At 68.4% G+C, this 23,610-nt stretch carries 19 protein-coding genes; 15 read left to right on the forward strand and 4 right to left on the reverse strand.

Annotated elements, in window-relative coordinates; genetic code table 11:
• The first annotated feature begins 1 nt into the window (after position 1).
• From CQ034_RS13355 to cls, 10 genes are all read left to right on the forward strand, one after another.
• The gene (locus CQ034_RS13355; RefSeq protein WP_105711416.1) at positions 2-889 is read left to right on the forward strand and encodes a DUF58 domain-containing protein; all 888 of its coding nucleotides are present in this window, start codon (positions 2-4) and stop codon (positions 887-889) included.
• Positions 876-1,364 carry a hypothetical protein gene (locus CQ034_RS13360; protein ID WP_105711417.1) on the forward strand — a complete coding sequence of 163 codons (489 nt, stop codon included), beginning with the start codon at positions 876-878 and terminating at the stop codon, positions 1,362-1,364. Before CQ034_RS13355 ends, CQ034_RS13360 begins: the two co-directional genes overlap by 14 nt.
• The gene (locus tag CQ034_RS13365; RefSeq protein WP_258134209.1) at positions 1,355-2,341 is read left to right on the forward strand and encodes a VWA domain-containing protein; all 987 of its coding nucleotides are present in this window, start codon (positions 1,355-1,357) and stop codon (positions 2,339-2,341) included. The genes CQ034_RS13360 and CQ034_RS13365 overlap by 10 nt, the downstream gene beginning before the upstream one ends.
• Positions 2,338-3,387 (forward strand): VWA domain-containing protein, encoded by a 1,050-nt coding sequence (locus CQ034_RS13370; RefSeq protein ID WP_105711419.1) that lies wholly within the window; start codon positions 2,338-2,340, stop codon positions 3,385-3,387. Before CQ034_RS13365 ends, CQ034_RS13370 begins: the two co-directional genes overlap by 4 nt.
• A gap of 242 nt (positions 3,388-3,629) precedes the next feature.
• Positions 3,630-5,330, forward strand: a complete 1,701-nt coding sequence (locus CQ034_RS13375; RefSeq protein ID WP_181156318.1) for a hypothetical protein — start codon at positions 3,630-3,632, stop codon at positions 5,328-5,330.
• A 339-nt stretch (positions 5,331-5,669) separates the two neighbouring features.
• Positions 5,670-7,379, forward strand: coding sequence for a hypothetical protein (locus CQ034_RS13380; protein ID WP_181156319.1), 1,710 nt, complete (start codon positions 5,670-5,672; stop codon positions 7,377-7,379).
• A 214-nt stretch (positions 7,380-7,593) separates the two neighbouring features.
• Complete coding sequence (locus CQ034_RS13385; protein WP_105711420.1) at positions 7,594-10,503, forward strand: RICIN domain-containing protein; 2,910 nt, start codon at positions 7,594-7,596, stop codon at positions 10,501-10,503.
• A 149-nt stretch (positions 10,504-10,652) separates the two neighbouring features.
• The gene (locus CQ034_RS13390; protein ID WP_105711421.1) at positions 10,653-11,441 is read left to right on the forward strand and encodes a hypothetical protein; all 789 of its coding nucleotides are present in this window, start codon (positions 10,653-10,655) and stop codon (positions 11,439-11,441) included.
• Positions 11,438-12,541 carry a hypothetical protein gene (locus CQ034_RS13395; protein WP_258134210.1) on the forward strand — a complete coding sequence of 368 codons (1,104 nt, stop codon included), beginning with the start codon at positions 11,438-11,440 and terminating at the stop codon, positions 12,539-12,541. Before CQ034_RS13390 ends, CQ034_RS13395 begins: the two co-directional genes overlap by 4 nt.
• A gap of 102 nt (positions 12,542-12,643) precedes the next feature.
• Positions 12,644-14,104 (forward strand): cardiolipin synthase, encoded by a 1,461-nt coding sequence (gene cls, locus CQ034_RS13400; protein ID WP_105711423.1) that lies wholly within the window; start codon positions 12,644-12,646, stop codon positions 14,102-14,104.
• A gap of 9 nt (positions 14,105-14,113) precedes the next feature.
• On the opposite strand, the gene CQ034_RS13405 is transcribed toward cls, so the two are convergent.
• Both CQ034_RS13405 and CQ034_RS13410 read right to left on the reverse strand, forming a co-directional pair.
• Positions 14,114-15,109, reverse strand: coding sequence for a hypothetical protein (locus CQ034_RS13405; RefSeq protein WP_258134211.1), 996 nt, complete (start codon positions 15,107-15,109; stop codon positions 14,114-14,116).
• A gap of 69 nt (positions 15,110-15,178) precedes the next feature.
• Positions 15,179-16,150, reverse strand: coding sequence for an alpha/beta hydrolase (locus CQ034_RS13410; RefSeq protein WP_105711425.1), 972 nt, complete (start codon positions 16,148-16,150; stop codon positions 15,179-15,181).
• Positions 16,151-16,351: 201 nt separating this feature from the next.
• Between CQ034_RS13410 and CQ034_RS13415 the strand changes: the two genes are divergently transcribed.
• Positions 16,352-16,759 carry a pyridoxamine 5'-phosphate oxidase family protein gene (locus CQ034_RS13415; RefSeq protein WP_105711426.1) on the forward strand — a complete coding sequence of 136 codons (408 nt, stop codon included), beginning with the start codon at positions 16,352-16,354 and terminating at the stop codon, positions 16,757-16,759.
• Positions 16,760-16,793: 34 nt separating this feature from the next.
• Here CQ034_RS13415 and CQ034_RS13420 read toward each other — a convergent pair whose 3' ends face one another.
• Complete coding sequence (locus tag CQ034_RS13420) at positions 16,794-17,498, reverse strand: ZIP family metal transporter (protein WP_105711427.1); 705 nt, start codon at positions 17,496-17,498, stop codon at positions 16,794-16,796.
• 272 nt (positions 17,499-17,770) lie between these two features.
• Here CQ034_RS13420 and CQ034_RS13425 point away from each other — a divergent pair, with 272 nt between their 5' ends.
• From CQ034_RS13425 to argG, 3 genes are read left to right on the forward strand one after another with little or no spacing between them, the layout of a single operon-like run.
• A complete protein-coding gene (locus CQ034_RS13425; RefSeq protein ID WP_258134212.1) occupies positions 17,771-18,004 on the forward strand; it encodes an AbrB/MazE/SpoVT family DNA-binding domain-containing protein in 234 nt (77 codons plus the stop codon).
• Positions 17,988-18,404: a PIN domain-containing protein gene (locus CQ034_RS13430; RefSeq protein ID WP_105711429.1), complete on the forward strand. Its 417-nt coding sequence runs from the start codon at positions 17,988-17,990 to the stop codon at positions 18,402-18,404. The genes CQ034_RS13425 and CQ034_RS13430 overlap by 17 nt, the downstream gene beginning before the upstream one ends.
• 43 nt (positions 18,405-18,447) lie before the next feature.
• Complete coding sequence (gene argG, locus CQ034_RS13435; protein WP_091028311.1) at positions 18,448-19,893, forward strand: argininosuccinate synthase; 1,446 nt, start codon at positions 18,448-18,450, stop codon at positions 19,891-19,893.
• A gap of 55 nt (positions 19,894-19,948) precedes the next feature.
• Here the strand turns inward: argG and CQ034_RS13440 are convergent, their stop codons facing one another.
• The gene (locus CQ034_RS13440) at positions 19,949-20,617 is read right to left on the reverse strand and encodes a GntR family transcriptional regulator (protein ID WP_258134213.1); all 669 of its coding nucleotides are present in this window, start codon (positions 20,615-20,617) and stop codon (positions 19,949-19,951) included.
• Positions 20,618-20,905: 288 nt separating this feature from the next.
• Here CQ034_RS13440 and CQ034_RS13445 point away from each other — a divergent pair, with 288 nt between their 5' ends.
• The gene (locus CQ034_RS13445) at positions 20,906-23,569 is read left to right on the forward strand and encodes a penicillin acylase family protein (protein ID WP_258134214.1); all 2,664 of its coding nucleotides are present in this window, start codon (positions 20,906-20,908) and stop codon (positions 23,567-23,569) included.
• The last annotated feature ends 41 nt before the right edge of the window (positions 23,570-23,610 follow it).

Below are 23,610 nucleotides of genomic sequence, written 5' to 3' on the forward strand. Positions count from 1 at the left end.
GATGCCCAGCCTGATCACGCAGGTGAAGAGCAAGCTCTTCATCCACTCGACGCGCAAGTCGCTGCACGCGCTCGACGGCGCCTACGCGTCGCTCCTGCACGGGCGGAGCCTCGACTTCGAAGACCTGCGCAAGTACGAGTACGGCGATCAGGTGCGCGACATCGACTGGCGGGCGACCGCACGGCTGGGCACACCGCTCGTCAAGCGCTCCCGCGCGACCCGCATGCACACGGTGCTGTTCGTGGTCGACACGGGGCGTTCGATGTCGGCCCTCGCCGCCGACGAGCGATCGAAGAAGGAACTGGCGATCCTCGCGACGGGGGCGCTCGGCGTGCTCACGCTGCGCCACGGCGACGACTTCAGCACCGTCTACGGCGACTCGGCGAAGGTGCGGCGTCTCGCGCCCGGCCGCAGCGAGGGCGCGCTCGAACACGCCCTGCGCACGATCGATCGGGCGATCGACGACAGCTCGGCGCCCAGCGACCGCGACGCCCTGCTCTCTTTCGTGACCCGCACGATCTCCCGCCGGATGATCGTGGTCGTCATCACCGACGAAGCCCCCGTGACGAGCGAGACCGAGCGGATGCTGCGCCGCCTGCGCGTGCAGCACGACGTGCTCTGGCTCACCCTGCGTGACGCCGACCCGGTGCTGGATCACGCGACCGGACGCATCCGCAGCGACGCGGACAGCCGCTGGCAGGTGCCGGACTTCGTGCAGGGCGACCGTGCCATCGTGCAGGAGCTGACCGCGCAGCACGATGCCGACGCGGCGCACCGGGATGAGCTCCTCACCCGCCTCGAGATCAGCCACTCCTCCCTCGACGGGCAGGACGACGCCGTCGCGCAGCTGTTGCAGCTGCTGAACCGGAGGTCGAATGCCCGGCTCTGAAGAGCTCTACCCGCCGGCGCAGTACGGCTGGGGATGGATGCTGCTCGCCATCGGCATCCTGGTCCTCCTGGTCCTCGGCGCCTGGCTGCTGATCGCGCTCACCCGTCCTCGCCGCACTCTGCCCGTGGATGAGGCCGCCGGGCACCCGCCGCTGATCATCGACGTGCTGTCGCAGCTGCGCACCGAGTACATGGGTCGCATCCAGCAGATCGAGGGCGATTACCGCGCGAACCGACTCACCGCCCGGCAGGCGAACCTCGAACTGAGCCGCGTCGTCCGCACGTTCGTGAACGAGTACAGCGGCCTCGAGGCCCCGGTGCTCGCGCTCGACGACCTCGTGGCGCGGGGCGTGCATCCCGCTTTGATCGACGCGATGGGCAGGCACTACTACCCCAGTATCTTCCGGCCGGGGCCGGCCATCGATCCGATCGCCGGTGCCGAGGCGGCACGAACGGTGGTGCGGGCGTGGCACTAGCGAACGTGTGGATGCTGGTCGCCGCGGTCGCCGTCATCCTGATCGCCGTCACGGTCGGCTTGATCCTCGGGCTGCGGCGACGCGGCGGCGGTCGCGGCGGCGACACGGCACGCGTCGCTCGCGCCGAGCGGCTGCGCACGCTGCCCACGTTCCGCCGTGCGCTGGCTCGGCGGGCCCTCGCACTGTCGGGCATCCTCGCCCTGGGCGCGGTCACGGCGATCGTCGCGGGTGTCGTGGCGGCTCGGCCGATGTCCGCGCAGACCATCCAGCCGGTCAACACGAGCCGCGACATCATGCTGTGCCTCGACGTCTCCGGCTCGATGTCCGAGGTCGACGTCGAGGTGCTGACGGTGTTCGAGGAGCTGCTCGACGACTTCGAGGGCGAACGGATCGGGCTGACCATCTTCAACAGCTCCCCGGTGCAGATCTTCCCACTGACCGACGACTACGACTTCATCCGCGAGCACCTGGAGAGCATGACCCGGAGTTTCGACTACGTCGACCAGATCCCCGAGCACTGGGTCGGCACGCTCAACGGCGACGGCGCCTCCCTGATCGGCGACGGCCTCGCCGCCTGCACGATGGGGTTCGACCGTCCGGGTGACGACCGTTCGCGGTCGGTGATCTTCGCGACCGACAACGAGGTCAACGGCGCCTCCATCGTCACGCTCGACGAGGCCGCGGCCTACGCGGCCTCGAAGGAGGTGCGGGTGTTCGCGCTTAATCCCGTGCAGGGCAAGGATGCCGACGTCAGCGCGGAGCTCTCCGCCGCGGCCGAGTCCACCGGCGGGGCCGCATTCGGCCTGCGCGACACGACGACTGTCTCCGACATCGTCGAGCAGGTGCAGGAGCAGGAGGCGACCGAGCTGCGCGGCGAGGCGCAGGTGGTCTGGACGGACGCCCCGAATCTCTGGATCGCGGTGCTCTCGGTCTGTCTCCTCGGCTTCGTCGTGGTGCTGTGGAGGGTGCGACTGTGATCTTCCAGCCCGTGCTGAACCCGCTGCTGATCCTGCTGCTGTGCGCCCCGGTCGCCGCACTCGCGATCTGGGTCCTGGTGCGACCGCCCCGGACCGCCGGAGGGGCGCCTGCCGACACGCGCACGGTCGCCGGACACCGCGCGCTGTGGGCGATGCGCCTGGTGCTGGTGCTCGCCTGCGCCGCGCTGCTGCTGCGCCCCGGTATCCCGGGAGGCGCGACCCAGACGCTCGCGACCGACACCGACATCGTGCTCGTCGTCGACACGACCGCGAGCATCGTGGCCGAGGACTGGGACGAGGGCGAACCGCGGCTCGACGGCATCCGTGAAGACGTGCGCACGCTCGTCGAGGAGTACCCGGGAGCACGCTTCGCGCTCATCACCTCGGATGCGGCGGCCGAGCTGAGGATGCCGCTGACCACCGACACCACGGCACTCATGGGATCGCTGGAAGTGCTGCGGCCCGAAGTGACGAGTCAGTCGCGCGGGAGCTCGATCGGCATCGCGGCACCCCTGCTGACCGAGACCCTCGCCTCGGCCGCAGAGTCGTCACCCGACCGCTCGCGAATGGTGTTCTACTTCGGCGACGGCGAGCAGACGGTCGACAGCGAGCCCGAGTCGTTCAGCTCGAGCGAGAAGTACACCGACGCAGGAGCCGTGTTCGGCTACGGCACTGCGGAGGGCGGGCCGATGCGCATCACGACGGGCGGGCTCGCCGAGGGCGGTGCCGAGTACATCCAGTACGAGGGCGCCGACGCGCTCTCCGTGATCGACGAGACGAATCTGGAGGCCATCGCCGACCAGCTCGGCGTGGAGTACGAGCACCGGACCGCGGAGGCCGCCCCGGTGCTGCCGGAGGCGCCGGCCACCACGACCAACTACGCCGAGTCGGGCGAGGTCGGCAACGTGACGGAGCTGTACTGGGTCGCGGCGCTGGTCATCCTCCTCATCCTGGGCATCGAGCTCGCACGCGCGACGATGCTGATCGCGAAGCTCCGGCAGCTGCGTCCGACGCGGGAGCGGCGCCCCACCGACTCCGGGCAGTAGCACCGATCGCCTCGCACCCGCCGCGGGGACCCGTGGGAGATCCGGTATGAAGGTGCGGGATCCGTGGCGCTCCCGTCCGCCGGTCCGTATCGTTTTACCTGCCACGGGCTACCTGTCCGGGCATAGGTTCGTCGTCTCGGATCGACCGTGCCGCAGGCTCGTGGGGAAGCCGGCTCGGTGGGGACGCGCGGCGATGTCATGTCGGCCTGAAGGGTCGGCATCTATCTCTGGGGAACGAATACATGGGGAACATCTTTGCGCTGAAGCGCGCCCGGAAGGCGGCCATCGGCGCTGTCGTCGGGGCCCTGGTCGTCAGCGGCCTGGTCTCGATCGGTGGCGGAGCGGCGGTGGCGGCGGAGACCTCGCCGCCACCTCTCCTGCAACGCGACGCCGACGTCGTCACGTCCGATCCGATCCCGACGGTCCAGATCGACGACGGCTACGTCTGGGCGCAGACGACCATCGGGTCGACGGTCTACGCCGTCGGCGAGTTCGACAACGCCCGGGAGCCGAAGGCCGCACCGGGCACCGCACTCACCGCCCGGTCGAACGTGCTCGCCTACGACATCGACACCGGCGCGCTGCTGCCCTTCGCACCCACAGTCAACGGCGTCATCAAGGCCGTCGCCGCATCGCCCGATGGCACACGGATCTACATCGGCGGCTCCTTCAACTCCGTCAACGGCAAAGACCGCTGGAACATCGCCGCCCTCGACCCCACGACGGGCGAACTGGTGCCGGGCTTCGTGCCCTCCATCGGCGGATCCGGCGTCTACGCCCTGGCGACCTCGGGCACCAGCGTCTACGCCGGTGGGCTGTTCACGCAGGGCAACCGCACCGCGCGGAAGAACCTCGCCGCCTTCGACGCCTCCAACGGCATCCTCCTGCCCTGGGCACCGACGACCGACCAGCAGGTCGACGCGATGGTGATGGACCCGGCCGGGGCGGACACGATCATCGGCGGACGCTTCTCGCAGATCAGCGGCAACACCGCCCTGCGCGGCATCGGAGCGGTCGACAAGACCACCGGTGCAGTGGACACCGCCTGGCAGACACCGTCCGCGATCAACAACGTCCGGGCCACCCGTTCCACGGGGCGAACGGGAATCTTTGGTCTCGCCACCGACGCGACGGGCGTCTACGGCACCGCCTGGTCCTATGGGGCCGTACAGCCGACCAACCTGGAAGGGGCTTTCGCTGCCGAAGCCGGGACCGGCAAGCTCCGCTGGGTGGCCGACTGCCTCGGTGACCACTACGGCGTCTACTCCACCGGCGAGGTCGTGTACACGACGAGCCACACCCACGCATGCCGGACTGTGGGCTTGCAGCCCGAGCAGCGGCAGACGACGTACCGATACTCGGAGGCATTCACCGCCGATGCCAGGGGCACACTGGGGCATCAGCCCAACGTCAACTACAGGGACTGGGCGGGTACGCCCGCTCCGTCGGCGTATGCCTGGACCCCGGACTGGGGCGTGGGTCAGACCACGGGCATGGGTCAGGCGGGCCTGTCCATCACGGGCACCGGAAACATGATCTCCGTCGGCGGCGAGTTCCGCTCGGTCAACAACGGCCAGTTCGAAGGACTCGTCCGCTTCTCGACGACCCCTCCGGGCGGAGCGAAGGACAAGCCCCGTCTCTCCGGCGACGACTGGACAGGAAGCGCCGAGGGGAACGCCGACGGCTCCGCGGGCGTCACCGTCACCCTCCCCGCCAACTGGGACCGCGATGACCTGACCCTCAGCTACGAGCTCCACCGCGCGGACAGCGCGACGCCGGTGGCCACGACGACGGCAGATGCGACCTGGTGGAACCGACCACTCGTGATCCTCGTGGACGAGACAGCCACGGACGATACGCCACGGGAGTACACAGTGGTGGCGAAGGATGCCGACGGCAACGTCACCGCCAGCGGCGGCATCACCTGGATAGCACCCCACTGATCGAAGGGTCTCGGGCCGCCCGCTTCCGCAGCCCGAGTGGAAAGAACGAGAGCCGACCTCGGATCGTACCCGAGGTCGGCTCTGCTGGTCCCCCAGCGGCCGACCGGCTGCGCAGAGCCATCGCTTTCAGGTCTGCGACGCGGCTGATCTCGGCCTGATTGGCGAACCAGCATCCGATATGCTATTATTTTACATGTCGATAGCTATCATGCTTCGATTTGGGGGTTCGTCGTCACGAACCGACTGGGCACGGCCTCTGGGGAAGCCGTCTCGGTCTGGAGCGTACGGCGATGTCATGCCGATCTGGGGTCGGCATCAGATAACTGGGGAATCAACATCATGGGGAACAACTCTGCGCTGAAGCGCGTCCGAAAGGCGGCCTTCGGTGCCGTCGTCGGTGTCTTGGTCGTCAGCGGCCTGGTCTCGTTCGGTGGCGGAGCGGCGGTGGCGGCGGAAGTCTCGTCGCCGCCGCCGCCGCTGCTGCAACGCGACGAGAACGTCGTCACGTCCGATCCGATCCCGACGGTCCAGATCGACGACGGCTACGTCTGGGCGCAGGCGACCATCGGGTCGACGGTCTACGCCGTCGGCGAGTTCGACAACGCCCGCGAACCGAAGGCCGCACCGGGAACGGCGCTCACGGCGCGGTCGAACGTGCTCGCCTACGACATCGACACCGGGGCGCTGCTGCCGTTCGCCCCCACAGTCAACGGGGTGATCAAGGCCGTCGCTGCGTCGCCGGACGGCAGCCGCATCTACATCGGCGGATCCTTCAACTCCGTCAACGGCAAAGACCGCTGGAACATCGCCGCCCTCGACGCGAAGACCGGCGAACTGGTCCCCGGCTTCGTGCCCTCGATCGGCGGAACGGGCGTCTACGCCCTGGCGACCTCGGGCACCAGCGTCTATGCCGGCGGCCTGTTCACCCAGGCCAACGGCACCGCCAGGAAGAACCTCACCGCGTTCGATGCATCCGATGGCGTTCTGCTGCCCTGGGCGCCGACGACTAATCTGCAGGTCGACGCGATGGTGATGGACCCGGCCGGCGCGGACACGATCATCGGCGGACGCTTCTCGCAGGTCAGCGGCGACACCACGATGCGCGGCCTCGGCGCGGTGGACAAGACCACCGGCACAGTCGACACCGACTGGCTGGCATCCGACTCGATCCAGAACGGATCGAACAGCGGCACCGCCTCAGGCAAGGCCGGAATCTTCGCGCTCACGGCCGATGCCACCGGCGTGTACGGCACCGGCTGGGTGTATGGGGGCGCCGAAGTCGGAAACCTGGAAGGCACCTTCGCCGTCGAAGCCGGGAGTGGGAAGATCCGCTGGATCGCCGACTGCCTCGGCGATCACTACGGCGTCTACTCCACAGGCAAGGTCGTCTACACGACCAGCCACACCCATGCCTGCGGCACCATGGGCCTGCACCCGGAGCAGCAGCAGCTCACGCACCGTTACTCCGAAGCCTTCACGGCCGACCCCAGGGGCACGCTGGGACACCAGCCCAACGTCAACTACAAGGACTGGGCAGGAACCCCGGCACCGTCCGCGTATGCCTGGACGCCCGACTGGGCCGTCGGCGTCACCACCGGCATGGGCCAGGCGGGCCTGTCGATCACGGGCACCGGGAACATGATCTCCGTCGGCGGCGAGTTCCGCTCGGTCAACAACGGGCAGTTCGAGGGCATCGTCCGCTTCTCCACCACACCTCCGGGAGGAGCCACGGACAAGCCGCGTCTCTCCGGCGACAGCTGGACGGGAGCCGTCGCGCCGAACGCCGAAGACACCGAGGGCGTCACCGTCACCATCCCCGCCAACTGGGATCGAGACGACCTGACGCTGACGTACGAGCTCCACCGTGCGGACAGCGCGACGCCGGTGGCCACGACGACCGCGGATGCGACCTGGTGGAATCGACCGGCGGTCACCCTCGTCGACACGACAGCGACGAGCGACACGTCGGTGGAGTACACGGTGGTGGCGAAGGACGGCGACGGGAACACCGCCATCAGCGGCGGCATGGCCGTGGTGGCACCGAACTAGGGAGGTCCCCCTGCCACCGGCCCTCCGTGGGCTGGACAGCGCGATCTTCCTGTATGCTATTATTTTACATGTCGTGAGCTATCACGCTTCGACATGGGGTTCGTCGTTGCGAACCGACCGGTATGGACTCGTGGGGAAGCCGTCTCGGTCGGAAGCGCACGACGATGTCACGTCGGCCCATAGGTCGGCATCAGATAACTGGGGAATCAAAATCATGGGGAACATCCTTGCGCTGAAGCGCGCCCGGAAGGCGGCCATCGGTGCCGTCGTCGGTGTCCTGGTCGTCAGCGGCCTGGTCTCATTCGGCGGCGGAGCGGCGGTGGCGGCGGAAGTCTCGTCGTCGCCGCCTCTGCTGCAGCGCGACGAGAACGTCGTCACATCGGATCCGATCCCGACGGTCCAGATCGACAACGGGTACGTCTGGGCGCAGACGACGATCGGGTCCACGGTCTACGCCGTCGGCAAGTTCGACAACGCCCGCGAACCGAAGGCCGCACCGGGAACGGCGCTCACGGCGCGGTCGAACGTGCTCGCCTACGACATCCAGACCGGCGCGCTGCTGCCGTTCGCACCGAAGGTCAACGGGGTCATCAAGGCCGTCGCTCCGTCGCCGGACGGCAGTCGCATCTACATCGGCGGCTCCTTCAACTCCGTCAACGGCAAAGACCGCTGGAACATCGCCGCGCTCGACGCGAAGACCGGCGAGCTCGTTCCCGGCTTCATCCCGTCGATCGGCGGATCGGGTGTCTACGCGCTGACGACCTCCGGGACGAGCGTGTACGCCGGTGGGCTGTTCACCCAGGCCAACGGCACGGCCAGGAAGAACCTCACCGCGTTCAACGCGCCCGATGGCAAGCTGCTGCCCTGGGCACCACAGACCGACCTTCAGGTCGACGCGATGGTGATGGACCCGGCCGGCGCGGACACGATCATCGGCGGACGCTTCTCGCAGATCAGCGGCAACAGCGCACTGCGTGGCATCGGCGCGGTCGACAAGACCACCGGCACGGTGGACACTGCGTGGCAGGTACCCAACACGGTGAAGAACGGATCCGGCACAGGGCAGTATGCGGGAAAGGGCGGCATCTTCGGTCTCAACGCTGACGCCACGGGCGTCTATGGCACGGGGTGGTCGTACGCCACCAACGACGTGGCAAACCTCGAGGGCACCTTCGCCGCCGAAGCCGGCACCGGCAAGATCCGCTGGATCGCCGACTGCCTCGGCGACCACTACGGCGTCTACTCCACCGGCAAGGTCGTCTACACGACCAGCCACACCCATGCCTGCAGCACCATGGGCCTGCACCCGGAGCAGACCCCGCGTACGCACCGCTACTCGGAAGCATTCACCGCCGACGCGCGAGGCACGCTAGGACACCAGACGAACGTGCCTCAATACAAGGACTGGGCGGGAACACCCGCTCCCTCGGCCTACAACTGGACTCCGGACTGGGCCGTCGGCGTGACCTCGGGCCTGGGTCAGGCCGGACTGTCGATCACCGGCACCGGGAACATGATCTCCATCGGCGGCGAATTCCGCTCCGTCAACAACGGCCAGTTCGAAGGACTCGTCCGCTTCTCCACCACACCTCCCGGAGGAGCCAAAGACAAGCCCCGCCTCTCCGGCGACTCCTGGGTGCCGACAGTCGTTCGCACGGGGCAGAATCAAGTCGGTGTCACCATCCCGGCGAACTGGGACCGCGATGACCTGAAGCTGACGTACGAGCTCTACCGGTCCGGAACCGCGACGCCGGTCGCCACCGCCACGTCCGAGGCGACGTGGTGGAAGCGTCCTGTCGTCGGCCTGGTCGACACGTCGGCGCCGGCGGAAGCGACAGTCCAGTACACGGTCGTTGCGAAGGACGCGAGCGGAAACACGGCCTCGAGCCGGGCCACGACCCCCACCTCGAACCCGACCGGCCAGCTCTCGATCGTCTCGAAGACCAGCGGCAAGGCGGTCGGCCTCGCCAACAACAGCACCGACCAGACCGTGCAGCAGCCCGTCACGGGCAATGCGCTGCAGAAGTGGACGGTCATCCCGAAGGCCGACGGGCGAATCCAGCTCAAGAACGCCTCCTCCGGTGCATGCCTGGCCGTCTCCCTCTCGAAGACGAACAAGGTGATCCAATACGCGTGCGGCAACACCGACAACTTCTCGTGGAACGCGAAGGATGTCGGTGGGGGCTTCAGCCAGCTCATCGCCAGCCACTCGGGCATGTGCCTCACCCTCACCGACGGCAACCTCGCCGACGGTGCGATCTTCGAGCAGGCCGCCTGCGGGACCACACCGTCGAACAACAACCAGTTCCTGCTCGGAACTCCGGGGCAGACGATCGTCTCGAAGACCAGCGGCAAGGCGGTCGGTCTCACCAACAACAGCACCGACCAGTCCGTGCAGCAGCCCGTCACGGGCAACGCGCTGCAGAAATGGACGGTCATCCGCAAGGCCGACGGGCGAATCCAGCTGAAGAACGCGTCCTCCGGTGGGTGCCTGGCAGTGTCCCTCTCGAAGACGAACAAGGTGATCCAGTACACCTGCGGCAACACCGGCAACTTCTTCTGGACCCAGAAGGATGTCGGCGGGGGCTTCAGCCAGCTCATCGCCAACCACTCCGGTCTGTGCCTCACACTCACCAACGGCAACCTCGCCGACGGTGCGATCTTCGAGCAAGCCGCCTGCGGAACATCGAACAACAACCAGTTCCTGCTCGGCACTCCGGGGCAGACGATCGTCTCGAAGGCCAGCGGCAAAGCGGTCGGTCTCACCAACAACAGCACCGACCAGTCCGTGCAGCAGCCCATCACGGGCAATGCGCTGCAGAAATGGACGGTCATCCCGAAGGCCGACGGGCGGGTCCAGCTGAAGAACGCCTCCTCCGGTGGGTGCCTGGCCGTCTCCCTCTCGAAGACGAACAAGGTCATCCAGTACACCTGCGGTGACACCGGCAACTTCCTCTGGACCGTGAAGGACACCGCCGGCGGCTTTGCCCAGCTCATCGCCAGCCACTCGGGCATGTGTCTCACACTCACCAACGGCAACCTCGCCGACGGTGCGATCTTCGAGCAGGCCGCCTGCGGGACCACACCGTCGAACAACAACCAGTTCGCCCTCCGCGCCGGATAGCCGAACGCGACTGCGTCCGCCTCGGGGACTCCCTCGAGGCCGACGCTGCTGTGCTGGGAGGTTACGCGGATAGGATGTTCACCGCTTCCCGTGCCGATTCGAGGACCCTCGTCTGCCGCCGCATGGGGCGAGCGGCGAGGAGGTGGAGCGTGACGCACGCTTCGACACGCCCCGTCGCCGATGCGCACCGCGCATCCCTCCCGAACGAGGCAGCGGCCGCGCTGCTCCGCTCGAACCGTCGCCGCCGCAGCATCCGCCGGTGGGTCGCGATCGCGACCATCCCGCTCACCCTCGCGGCCCTGCTGTTCGTGGGCAAGCTGCTGAGCATGTACGCGTTCGCGCATCAGGCGATCACCGCCTACGTCGTCGACGACTTCGCGGGATCCGAAGCCTCGGCGCGTGGACAGGACTTCCTCAACTGGTTCGAACCGTACAAGGCGCCGTTCAACATCGGCACCGCCCTCGGCGCGGCCGAGCAGCTGCCCGAGGCCAGGGCGGAGCTCGAAGAGGCACTCGGCCTCGCCACCGGACTGGAGGTGTGCGGGGTGCGGATCAACCTCGCGCTCGTCGTCGAGCGGATGGGCGACGCCGCGCGGGCCGACGGCGACGGCGCCGCCGCAGCCGAGTTCTACGGCGAGGCGCTCACCATCACGGTCGAGACGCCGGAGGAGTGCCACAGCGAAGAGGCGCAGCAGCAGTCCTCCGACCCGCAGCGCGACATGTCCGACACCCTCGACGGCACCGAGGATCGGCTCAAGCAGAAGCAGCAGGAGCAACAGCAGGAGCCGCAGGAACCCGAGCAGCAGCCCGGTGAAGAAGAGCAGCCCTCCGAGGGCAAACTCGACGAGCTCGAGGGCAAGCTCGAGCAGGGCACGCAGGAGCGGGATCAGCAGCAGGGCGACGAGCCCGGCGGCACGGGAACGGACAAGCCGTGGTGAGCGATCACGAGCAGCAACGAGCGCGCTACCTCGCCGGCGCCGAAGGGGCTCCTCCCGTCCCTCCGCCCGGCGGTTATCACGGTGCGCGACGCCAGGCTTCGGCCCCCGCCCGTGAATCCGCCGTCGCCCCGACCCCGATCTCCCCGGACCCGAAGCAGCCGGCGAACGCCCTCGGGTGGATCGCCCTCACCGTCGCCGTCCTGTTCGCGCTGACCCTGCTCGGCACGCTGGTCGCCGGCGGCACCGACGTGCTCTACGGCGTCACGATGCTCACGGCGCAACTCGTGGTCGTCGGCACGGTCGTCGCCGCCCTGTTCTCACCGCGGGCACGGAAGCTGGGGGCGATCGCGCTGATCGTGACCGTCCTGTTCAACGTCGCGACCGTCGGCGGCATGAGCGCGCTGCAGACCTCGGCCGCCGGCAGCTACCAGGGCGCCAAGTCCGCGGATCAGAAGCACGCCGAGGCGTACCCCGGCATCAAGGGCACCGATCCGCAGGAGACGCTCGGGCAGCAGTCCCTGGAGGAGGTGCGCGCGCAGTCCGAAGAGCTCTTCGCCGACATCCGGACTCGGCTCACCCGGGAATTCGGATACACCTGGGTCCCCGTCGGCGACGAGGACCTGCGCCCCGAACGCAACGGCTACGGCGGCGAATCGATGCTCGTCGAGTACACCTCCGCGGCGTGGGCGACCGAGCAGCCCGTGCAGGGCTACGCGCGCAAGCAAGCGGTGATGGCCGCGATCAACGACGAGGTCGTGCAGCACGGCCTGTGGGAGCTCTACTCCTTCAACGACCCGACCGGGTCGGGCATCGACCCGTCGATGATCGCGAAGCTCTACGGCAGCGATGATCCCCGCACGCAGCACACGTGGGAGTACTACACCGAGAACTACCCCGATCCGATGCGCTTCTACGCCAACATCTACGACCTGTCGAACGACCGGGACGGCGGCTTCCTCGCCGCGCGCGAAGCCCAGACGGCCCGCACCGGGGAACCGCTCGAAGGTCTGCAGCTCGTCGTGATCGCCAGCGGTGTGCTCGGCGAGGCCGACCGCGACGAGTTCGAGACGAAGCTGCAGGAGTATCCCGGCTTCGAGTGACCGTGCGCGCCACACTCCGACGCCCCACCCGTGCAGGATGAGCCGCGCACCGCGCCCGTCGCACCGCGTGCCACACTCAGGCATCCCCTCGAAGGAGGCCCCATGGACGCGCTCCTCTCCGCGAACCTGATCTGGACGATCCTGGCCCTCGCGGCCCTCGCCATCAATGTGATCGCACTGATCTACATCCCCCGCGACCGCAAGCCCACGGCCGCGATGGCCTGGCTGCTGCTCGTGTTCCTCGTGCCTTTCGTCGGTATGGGCCTCTACCTGCTGATCGGCAACTTCCGGCTGCCGAAGAAGCGCCGCGACGAGCAGCAGCGCATCACGGCGATGATCGCCGCCGCGGCCGTGGAGGATCCGGACCCGCAGGCTCCACGGTGGCTCCAGCGCGTTGCTCAGCAGAATCACGCGCTCACCGGGCTGCCGGTGGTCGGCGATTCGTCGGCCGAGCTGATCGACGACTACCAGGGGTCGATCGATGCCATGGCCGCCGCGATCGACACGGCCGAGCGGTACGTGCACGTCGAGTTCTACATCGCCGCGTCGGACGCCACGACCCGCGGATTCTTCACGGCGATGGAGAAGGCCGTCGCCCGCGGCGTCTCCGTGCGTCTGCTGGCCGACTACATCGCCTCGCGCAAGATCCCGAAGTCCGAGGAGACGTTCGCCGAGCTCGACCGGATCGGCGTGTCCTGGTCGTGGATGCTGCCAGTGCGGCCGTTCAAGGGTCAGTACCAGCGACCCGACCTGCGCAACCACCGCAAACTCGTCGTCGTGGACGGGAGGGTCGGGTTCGTCGGCTCGCAGAACCTCATCTCGCGCGACTACAACGCGGAGAAGAACATCAAGCGCGGACTGATGTGGCAGGAGCTGATCGCGCGGGTCGAGGGTCCGGTCGTCGCCCAGGTAGACGCCGTCTTCCTCTCCGACTGGCTGATCGAGACCGGCGAGGATCTGTCCATCGTCGAGCGGGTTCCGGCTTCCGCCGTGCCGCGACCCGCGGGCGGCGACCTGCACTGCCAGATGGTGCCGAGCGGTCCGGCGTACGGCACCGAGAACAATCTGCGGATGTTCCTCTCCCTCATCCACGGCGCCACCGAGCGGGTCATCCTCACCAGCCCGTACTTCGTGCCCGACGAGGCCATGATCTACGCGATCACCACGGCCTGCCAGCGCGGACTCGATGTGCAGCTGTTCGTCTCCGAGCTCGGCGACCAGGGGATGGTCTATCACGCGCAGCGCTCCTACTACGAGACACTGCTGCGCGCGGGCGTGCGGATCTTCCTCTACCCGCCGCCGTACATCCTGCACGCGAAGCACTTCTCCATCGACGACGACATCGCCGTGATCGGCTCGAGCAACATGGACATCCGCTCGTTCAGCCTGAACTCGGAGATGTCACTGCTCGTGCGCGGAGAGTCCTTCGTGGCGCAGATGCGCGAGGTCGAGCAGAAGTACCGCACCGCGGGGCGGGAGCTGACGCTGGAGGAGTGGCTGCGCGAGCCCGCGAAGTCGACGTTCCTCGACGGGGTGTTCCGGCTGACGTCGGCGCTGAACTGAGTCGCCCGCTCAGGACCCGAGCGTCAGCAGCATCCGGGCGAGCACGTACCGGGCATGCCCTCGGGAGGTGCGCGGGTCGTAGCCCACGGTCTCGACGAGAACCGCCATCCGCTCCTGCACGCTGGAATGGTGACGACCCAGGCGCAGGGCTGCGGCGCGCACGCTCTGCTCCTCGGCGACGGCGTCGAGCAGCTCGCGACTGCGGTCGTCGAGGGCGGCGAGCGCGGCGGCATCCGGATGGAGAGGCCCCTGCTCCGCGGCCTCCGCGACGAGCAGCAGGGCTCCGAGGTCGGCGACATCGACGATCGGCTCGGCGGGACTGGTCAGCCGTACCGCCACCAGCGCGGAAGCCCACGAGCGCGGAAGCTGCTCCCCGGGTCCCGCGGTGCCGAGACCGAGGCGCAGCCCTTCGCTGTCGGGCCAGGCGCTCACGGCATCCGTCTCGGCATCCAGGATCGTCGCGCGGGTCAGGCCGTGACGGGTGGCGACCACGGCTGACGGATGCTGCGGCAGGGGCGCGGGATCGGGCGGTGAGGCGACCAGGCGCAGCGTGCGCGCGCCGAGCCGGAGCCGAGGCAGCGCGGCAGCCCGCTCGTCGGCTCCCGCGTACGAGCTGATCGCGAGTTCGACAGCGCTCTCCGGTCCCACCGAGCGGCGCGCTCGGATGATGCCGAGGGCGAGACTCAGCCGCTCCAAGATCATCGTGTCGTTGGTGTGGGCGGGCCCCTCCCGCTCGATCCACGCGACCGCTCCCGGCCCGCTCTCCCGTACCGGCCAGGCATGCGACGGTTCGATCGGGTCGATGCGCACGCCGTCGGCCCGCACTCGCACGATCTGCCGTCCGTCGCGCTGGCCGACCGTCGCGCCGCTGAGCACCGCGGCTCCGCGCAGCATGCTCTCCACGCCGACGGATCGGGCGACGAGGGCGTCGAAGTAGGTGACGACCTTGAGCGTCTCACTGGCATCCGGGTCGAGGGCGGTGAGCCGCCCCAGCAGATCTTGCATGTCGGGCTCCATCGCGCACGGGGATTCCACCCTACGGGGTCGGTTCGGCCCCGCAGGGTGGGATCGGACTCAGGAGAGCAAGCGGTTCACCCAGTTGTCCCGCGCGGCCAGCATGGCCTGCGCGACGGCGGTGTGGGGGGCGAACATGTCGAAGCCGTGGAAGCCGCCGGCCCACACGTGCAGCTCGGCCTGGACTCCGGCCTCCCAGAGCTTCGTGGCGTAGGCGACATCCTCGTCGCGGAACACCTCGGCACTGCCGCAGTCGATGAACGCGGGCGGCAGTCCGCTCAGGTCGGTGGCCCTGGCCGGGGCGGCATAGATCGAGACGTCGTCGGTGCCCTTGCGGTCGCCCAGGAGCGCCGTCCAGCCAGTGATGTTCGATCCGCGGTCCCAGACGCCGATGCCGTCGATCTGACGGGTCGAGACCGACTCGTCGCGGTCATCGAGCATCGGGTAGATGAGCAGCTGCCCGATCAGCTCAGGGCCTCGCCGGTCACGGGCCAGCAGAGCGGTGCCGGCAGCCAGACCGCCGCCCGCGCTCCCGCCGCCGATCATCAGCCGCGACAGGTCGATGCCGAGCTCGCCCGCGTTCTCGGCCGCCCACAGCAGCGCGGCGTAGCAGTCCTCCACCGGGTACGGATCGGGGAACTCGGGGGCGAGCCGGTACTCGACCGTGACGATCACGCCGTTGAAGCGCTCGGCCCAGTCGAGGAAGCCGACGACACCGAGCCAGCGGTTGCCGATGATCATCCCGCCGCCATGGGTGTGGAAGAAGCCGGGACCGGTGCCGGTGCGGCCTTCCTTCTCGATCACGGAGACCACGATCTCGTCACCCCCGTGGCCGGGGATCGACACGTCGCGAAAGGTGAACCCGCGCTCGGCGAGCGCAGCGAAGATCTCCTCCTCGCCGCCGACCGGCGACTGGCGCAGGAACGGGATCATCTCCGGCGTGAGCGTGGACGGCAGTTGGTCGCCCACGAGGGCGAGAGCGGCTTCGAGTTCGGGATCGAAGGGCGGGCGCGCCAGGGTCGTGTCAGTCATCAGAACTCCTTTGTCCTCGGCCGCCATCGCGGCGGCTACCCGCCAGCCTCGTGCACGCCGCCACCGAGGATAACCCGCCAGCCGGGGCGGATCCGACGCCTCCCGTCCGCCGGGTGGCGGGGTCGCGGTTCCGCCGGTGGCGGACTCCCTTGAAGGGGCGTGTCGCCCCGGATAGCCTGGCGCCAGAGGGAAGGAATGCGCATGATCCGAGAACTCGATGAACAGCAGTCCTACGACCTGTTGAGCACCACCACGATCGGACGCATCGGCTTCGTCCATGACGGGCGGGTGCAGATCCACCCGGTGAACTTCGCGGTGTCGGGGCAGGAGCTGCTTCTGAGGACGTCGCCCGATGGCCTCCTGGCCGATCTGACGCAGGCGCCCGTCGACGTCGCGTTCGAGGTGGACTACCACGATCCGATCGGGAGCACGGCGTGGAACGTGCTGCTGCACGGCAGTCTCTCCCGTGCGTCGGAAGAAGAAGCCGCCGGCATCGCCGCTCGTGTGCACCCCTGGGCGGGTGAGGATCGGAGCCTCCCTCTGGTCCTGCACATCGACAGCATCTCCGGTCGCAACGTACGCCGAGAGCCGGCACACCCGAAGATCTGAGACACGGCGGCGGGGTCTGCCGTCGCGCGCGCTCTCACGCCAACGCGAGCCCCGCGGCGAGCGCGAAGCCCAGGACGGTCGCGAGACCCGTCGACTCCTTGGCCTTGGACTGCGCCTCGGGAACCATCGAGTCGACGAGCATCACCAGAAGCGCCCCGGCTGCGAAGCCACTCGACGCGGAACGGAAGGCGTCACCCGTCACGCTCGCCAGCGCGAAGCCCGCGACGGTCGCCGCCGCACAGATCACGGCCACCCCTGCCCACAGCAGCAGCACACGCGACTTCGCCATGCCCCCCTCGAGCAGGTCGGCGGCGGACCCGATCGACTCGGGCAGGTTCGAGACGAGGATGGCCACCACGAGCGCGATGCTCACCGGCTCCCCTGATGCCAGCCCGATGCCGAGCACGAGCTGCTCGGGGATGCCGTCGAGCAGCGCGCCCACGGCGAGCTGGCCACCGCCCGCCTGCGACTTGCTCTTCGCGGCACGGGCATCGAGGATGCGGTCGGCGATGTAATAGCTGATGGCACCGGCCGCGACGCCGACCACCAGCGGGACCGGACCGGCGAGGTCGAGCCCCTCTTCCCAGAGCTCGAAGGCGATCGAGGCCATGAGGGCGCCGGCGCCGAACCCGAGGACGATGCCGAGCCACCGCGGCGGCCACTTCCGGAGCAGAGCGAGCACCGCGCCGATGAACAGCGGCGCCGCCGCGATCACTCCCCACAGGACTGCTTCGCCCATGCCGCACCTCCGTGGGGCCTACTCTCCCACCACTGCGGCACTCTGCCTGCGCGACATCGGCGAAAGCGGAGACGTGTCGCTCGTCCATCGGCACGTCGCGCATCGGCTCCCCCGCACGCGCGCCTCGTTTCACCGCTAGCTCACACTCGACTACGCCATGAAGATGCCGTTCAGTCGGAGTAGTCGGCGTTCGGGGTGACGAACGTCGCCGTAACCGATATGAAGCACCCGCATCACCTCGCGACGCGCCATTCGAATGGTATTCTCATGGCATGAAAGCAACCATGGACAAGGCAGGGCGAATCGTCATCCCCGCTGCGCTCCGCGAGCGCGTCGGATTGATCCCTGGTCCTATCGATCTCATCCTCGACGGCAACGGCATCCGCATCGAGATCGATGCCCCGGACAACCTCATCGAGAAGGACGGGCGTCTCGTCATCGCGTCGTCCGGCATGGCGATCACACCCGACGACATCCGCGAGTTGCGCCTTGCCGACCAGCGCTGACCTCGTCCTCGATACGAGCGCAGCGCTCGCTCTCCTCGTGGAAGACAACACCGCGCACATCGCGGTCCAGAGCGCCTGCGCCGGGGCAATCCTCGGCCTCGCCGGCCACGCCTCAGCAGAGACATACTCCGTGCTGACGCGCCTGCCGGGCCCCAATCGCCTGACCCCTCTGGCAGCGGCGAACGCGATCCGGGCCGCATTCCCCCGGTCGATCTCACTCTCAGAAGAGGATGCGCGCACCGCCGTCGACGTCCTCGCCGATGCTGGAATCGCCGGTGGAGCGGTCTACGACGGCCTGGTCGCGTTGTGCGCCAGAGCCGCCGGGATGACGCTCGTCACATGCGATCGCCGCGCGATAGGAACGTACGCGGCGCTCGGAGTCGATGTGCGCGTGATCTGACGCGGCACGGGGCGACACGCCGCACGCGGATAGACTGGAAAGCATGTCCAAGGTCCTCCAGTCCCTGCCCGTCGGCGAGCGCGTCGGCATCGCCTTCTCCGGAGGACTCGACACCTCCGTCGCCGTCGCGTGGATGCGCGAGAAGGGCGCCGTGCCCTTCACCTACACCGGCGACCTCGGTCAGTACGACGAAGACGACATCGCGTCGATCCCGGGCCGTGCGTTGGAGTACGGCGCCGAGGCCTCGCGCCTGATCGACTGCAAGACCGCCCTGGTCGAAGAAGGCCTCGTCGCCCTCTCCTGCGGCGCCTTCCACATTCGCTCCGGCGGCAAGACGTACTTCAACACCACACCCCTCGGCCGCGCGGTCACGGGCACGCTGCTGGTGCGCGCCATGAAGGAAGACGGCGTCGACATCTGGGGCGACGGCTCCACCTACAAGGGCAACGACATCGAGCGGTTCTACCGCTACGGCCTGCTCGCCAACCCGCGCCTGCGCATCTACAAGCCGTGGCTCGACGCCGACTTCGTCACAGAGCTCGGCGGTCGCAAGGAGATGAGCGACTGGCTCGTCGCCCGCGACTTCCCCTACCGCGACTCCGCCGAAAAGGCCTACTCGACCGACGCGAACATCTGGGGCGCGACGCACGAGGCCAAGACCCTCGAGCACCTCGACGTCTCGCTCGAGACTGTCGACCCGATCATGGGCGTGAAGTTCTGGGACCCGTCCGTCGCGATCGAGACCGAAGACGTCACCGTCACGTTCGAGGCCGGCCGTCCCGTCGCGATCAACGGCGTCGAGTACTCCGACCCGGTCGCCCTGGTCATGGAGGCGAACACGATCGGCGGACGCCACGGCCTCGGCATGAGCGACCAGATCGAGAACCGCATCATCGAGGCGAAGTCGCGCGGCATCTACGAGGCTCCCGCCATGTCGCTGCTGTTCATCGCCTACGAGCGCCTCGTCAACGGCATCCTGAACGAGGACACCCTCGCCACCTACCACGAGCAGGGTCGCCGCCTCGGCCGCCTGATGTACGAGGGCCGCTGGCTCGAGCCGCAGTCGCTCATGCTGCGCGAGTCGATCCAGCGCTGGGTCGGCCTGACGATCTCGGGCACCGTGACGATCCGTCTGCGCCGCGGCGACGACTGGACCATCCTCGACACCGTCTCGCCGAACCTGTCCTACGGTCCCGAGAAGCTGTCGATGGAGCGCGTCGGCGACGCCGCCTTCGGCCCGGTCGACCGTATCGGCCAGCTCACGATGCGCAACCTCGACATCGCCGACTCGCGTGCCCGCCTCGAGCAGTACGCGGGCCTGGGCCTCGTGGGTGGCGCGACCGGCGAGCTGGTCGGCCGGGTGACCGCCGGAGAGTCCGCCGAGATCACCGAGTCGGTCCACGGGTCGATCTCCGAAGCCGACGAGAACCTGGCGGATGCCGTCGACACGGCGTCCGAGGGCGCGGCGTTCGACTCCGGCACCGACTGACGTCGTACTGCCGGCGCTGGCAGCCCGGGCTGCCGGCGCCGGACGGGTGCACCCGCTAGGCGGGTGAGTCGCCGGCGCTGCGCCGTTCGTCAGCGGCGTCGAGCTCCTCGGCGCGGTCGATGATGCCCGGCAGCACCTCGTCGAAGAGCGTCACGATGGCAGCACGGGTTTCGGCCGCGTCGCGCTGTCGGATGGCCTCACGGATGGCGACGGTGGATCGCTCGACCGCCACCCAGTCGAACACGCCGCGCGCGTGCTGCGTGAAGCGACGGATCTGCGGGCCGAGGAACTCGATGACGGTCACCCGAGTGGTGTTGCCCTCGATGCGCGCGAACCCGGTCACGATGGCGCGCAACGCTTTACCGAACTCGACGACATCGTGGTCCACGACCGCAGCGGACATGTCCTCGGTGAGATCGACGAGATAGGCGACGTCGTCGGCCTGGATCAGCGGCATCGCGTGGCGTACCGAACCGATCCAGATGTCACCGAAGAGCGCGATCGCGTCTCGGATGCGGTCCAGATCGAGGGGTGCCACACGCGTGTAGCGGTTACGCTGCATCTCGACGAGTCCCCCCTCGGCAAGTCGCGCCAGCGCGTGCCGCACCGGCGTCTTCGACGTCCCGAGATCCGCCGCCAGCTCGTAGTCGCGGATCCGCTCGCCCGGCCGAAGCTCACCGTCGACGATCGCGTCCCGCAGCCGGTGATAGACGTCGTCACTCACCGAACGCCGTTCCAGCGCACCATCCATGCCCACCAAATCACACCCTCCTTCGACCACAGTGGTTCCCCCACCACTCGTTGCGGCCGACATGGCGGCCCGGACGCAATCGCGCCGAGCCTCCGCATCGTCCCCGTTCTGCGCAGAGCGCAACGGGTAACATAACACATTCGTCTGAATGGATGATCCACGAGCGCTCGGGCGGATATGATGCGAAGGCGCGACCCTGAAACGCGCACTGGGGCTCGGTGGGACTGAGTTCCACCTGTCTACCCGAAAGAGTTCTCGACGATGATGACCGATTCGCAGGAGTCCGCCGTATCCACGCGCCCTTCACTGGGCGCCCGGATCGGACGGATCTCCTTCCTCGTTGTGGCCGGGATCGTCGTGATCGCCGTTGCCGCCGCCTTCTTCGTGACCTGGACGATCCAGCGCTCCTTCCCGCAGACCTCGGGAACGGTCGAGCTCGACGGTCTGAAGGCCGAGGTCACGGTGCAGCGCGATGACCGCGGCATCCCGACGATCACGGCCGACTCGACCGACGATCTGTTCTATGCCGAAGGGTTCGTGCACGCGCAGGACCGTTTCTTCGAGATGGACTTCCGCCGCCACGTCACCGCAGGGCGCGTCGCCGAGATGTTCGGAGAGCCCCAGGCGGCGACCGACGCCTTTCTGCGCACACTCGGCTGGCGAACCGTCGCCGAAGCCGAGGTCGAGGCGATGGACGACACCACGCGCGGCTACTACGAGGCCTATGCCGACGGGGTCAACGCCTACCTCGCGACACGGTCCGGCGCCGAGCTCTCGCTCGAATATGCCGTTCTCGGCATCCAGAACCCGGACTACGCTCCCGAGCCGTGGGAGCCCGCGGATTCGGTCGCCTGGCTCAAGGCGATGGCCTGGGATCTGCGCGGCAACATCGAGGATGAGACCGAGCGCTCGCTCCTGGCCGCCGAGCTGAAGGCCGGTGCGGACGAGGCGGGCGAGGCGGTCGACACCGGGGAAGTACTCGCGAAGCTCTACCCCGACTACCCGTTCGACGAGAACCCGGTGATCGTTCCGAAGATCTCGACGGTGCCCGCACTCGAGACCGGTGCGGAACCCGCCGCGTACACGCCCTCCGAATCCGACGGCGAGATCCAGCAGGCGACCACCACGATCGAGTGGCAGGAGACCTCGAGTGTGATCGAGGCCGCGAGCGAGCTCGTCGGCGATGTCGGCGAGGGCATCGGATCGAACTCCTGGGTCGTCTCGGGGGATCTCACCGAGACCGGGATGCCGCTGCTCGCGAACGACCCGCACCTCGGTGCGTCGCTGCCATCGGTCTGGTACCAGGTGCAGCTGAAGTGCTCGACAGTGAACGACGCGTGCCCGTTCGACGTCGGCGGCTTCTCGTTCTCCGGGCTTCCCGGCATCGTGATCGGCCACAACCAGCACGTCGCCTGGGGGTTCACGAACCTCACCACCGACGTCACCGACCTCTACGTGGAGCGGGTGGTCGGCGACGAGTACTGGCGCGACGGAGCACTGGTCCCGCTCGAGCAGAGCATCGAGACCATCAAGGTCGCCGGTGGCGAGGATATCGAGCTGACGATCCGCTCCACCGTGCACGGGCCCATCATCTCGGGGCTCACGGACGACTTCACCGCGATCGCCGATGACCCGGAGCCGGCGCTCGCGGAAGGAACCGAGGCGCCCGCCGCTCCGCCCGTCGGGCAGGACGACGCCGAGTACGCCATCAGCCTGCGCTGGACGGCGCTCGACCCCGGCACGACCGCGACCGCGATCTTCGCCCTCTCCACCGCGCAGGACTTCGACGACTTCCGCTACGCCGCCTCCCTCTTCGACGTGCCGGCACAGAACCTCATCTACGCCGACACCGAGGGCAACATCGGCTACCAGACACCGGGGCGCCTCCCGATCCGCGGTGCCGGCGACGGATGGATGCCGCAGCCGGGTTGGGACAGCAGTTACGACTGGACGGGCTACATCCCGTTCGACGAGCTGCCCGTCTCGTACAACCCGACCTCGGGGTACATCGTCACCGCGAACAACGCGATCGTGACCGACGACTACGCCTTCTTCCTGTCCCGCGACTGGGACTACGGGTATCGCGCGGCGCGCATCGCCCACCTGATCGAACGACGCGCGGCCGCCGCTCCGCTGACCGCACAGGACATGCGTGACATCCAGATGGACGACGAGATGTGGATCGGCACGCAGCTGGCGACCGCCATGGCCGACGTCGACGTGAGCCGCGCGGACGTCCAGTCGGCCGTGGACCTCCTGCTCCCGTGGGACGGCCAGAACACGGCCTCCTCCCCCGCCGCCGCCTACGCGAACGTGCTCTGGTCGAACCTCGTGCAGAACATCTTCGGCGAGCGCGAGCAGCCCCTGCCGATCGACGGACAGGGTCGCCTGTTCACGGTCGTCGCCGACATGCTCGACGACCCGACCGATCCGCTCTGGAGCAACCCGCAGATCGACGTCGACGGGATGGAGGCAATGCTGGCGTTGTCCGCCGAAGAGGCCTATGACGAACTCGTCGCCCTGCAGGGAGACGTCCCGACCCGCTGGAACTGGGGCGACCTGCACGCGATCACCCTCACCAGCGACACGCTCGGCACCTCGGGGATCGCGCCCGTCGAGGCCCTCTTCAACCGCGGGCCGTACCCGGTGGGCGGCGGCGCATCGGTGGTCAACGCGACCGGGTGGGAGCTCGGCGTCTCATACGCCACCACGACGGTGCCGTCGATGCGCATGGTGATCGATCTCTCCGACTTCGATGCCTCGACCTGGAACCACCTCACCGGCGCGTCGGGTCATGCCTTCCACGAGCACTACACCGACCAGACCGCCGATTGGACGGTCGGGCTGCAGAAGCCGTGGGCGTACTCCGCGAAGGCGGTGGATGCGTCGGAGGTGGACACGCTGATCCTGTCGCCGACCGGCTGATCCGTGGGCTGCGCCGACCTGAAGGGACGGTGCAGGTTGCT

Source organism: Microbacterium sp. MYb45, from assembly GCF_002979655.1.
Lineage (GTDB): Bacteria > Actinomycetota > Actinomycetes > Actinomycetales > Microbacteriaceae > Microbacterium.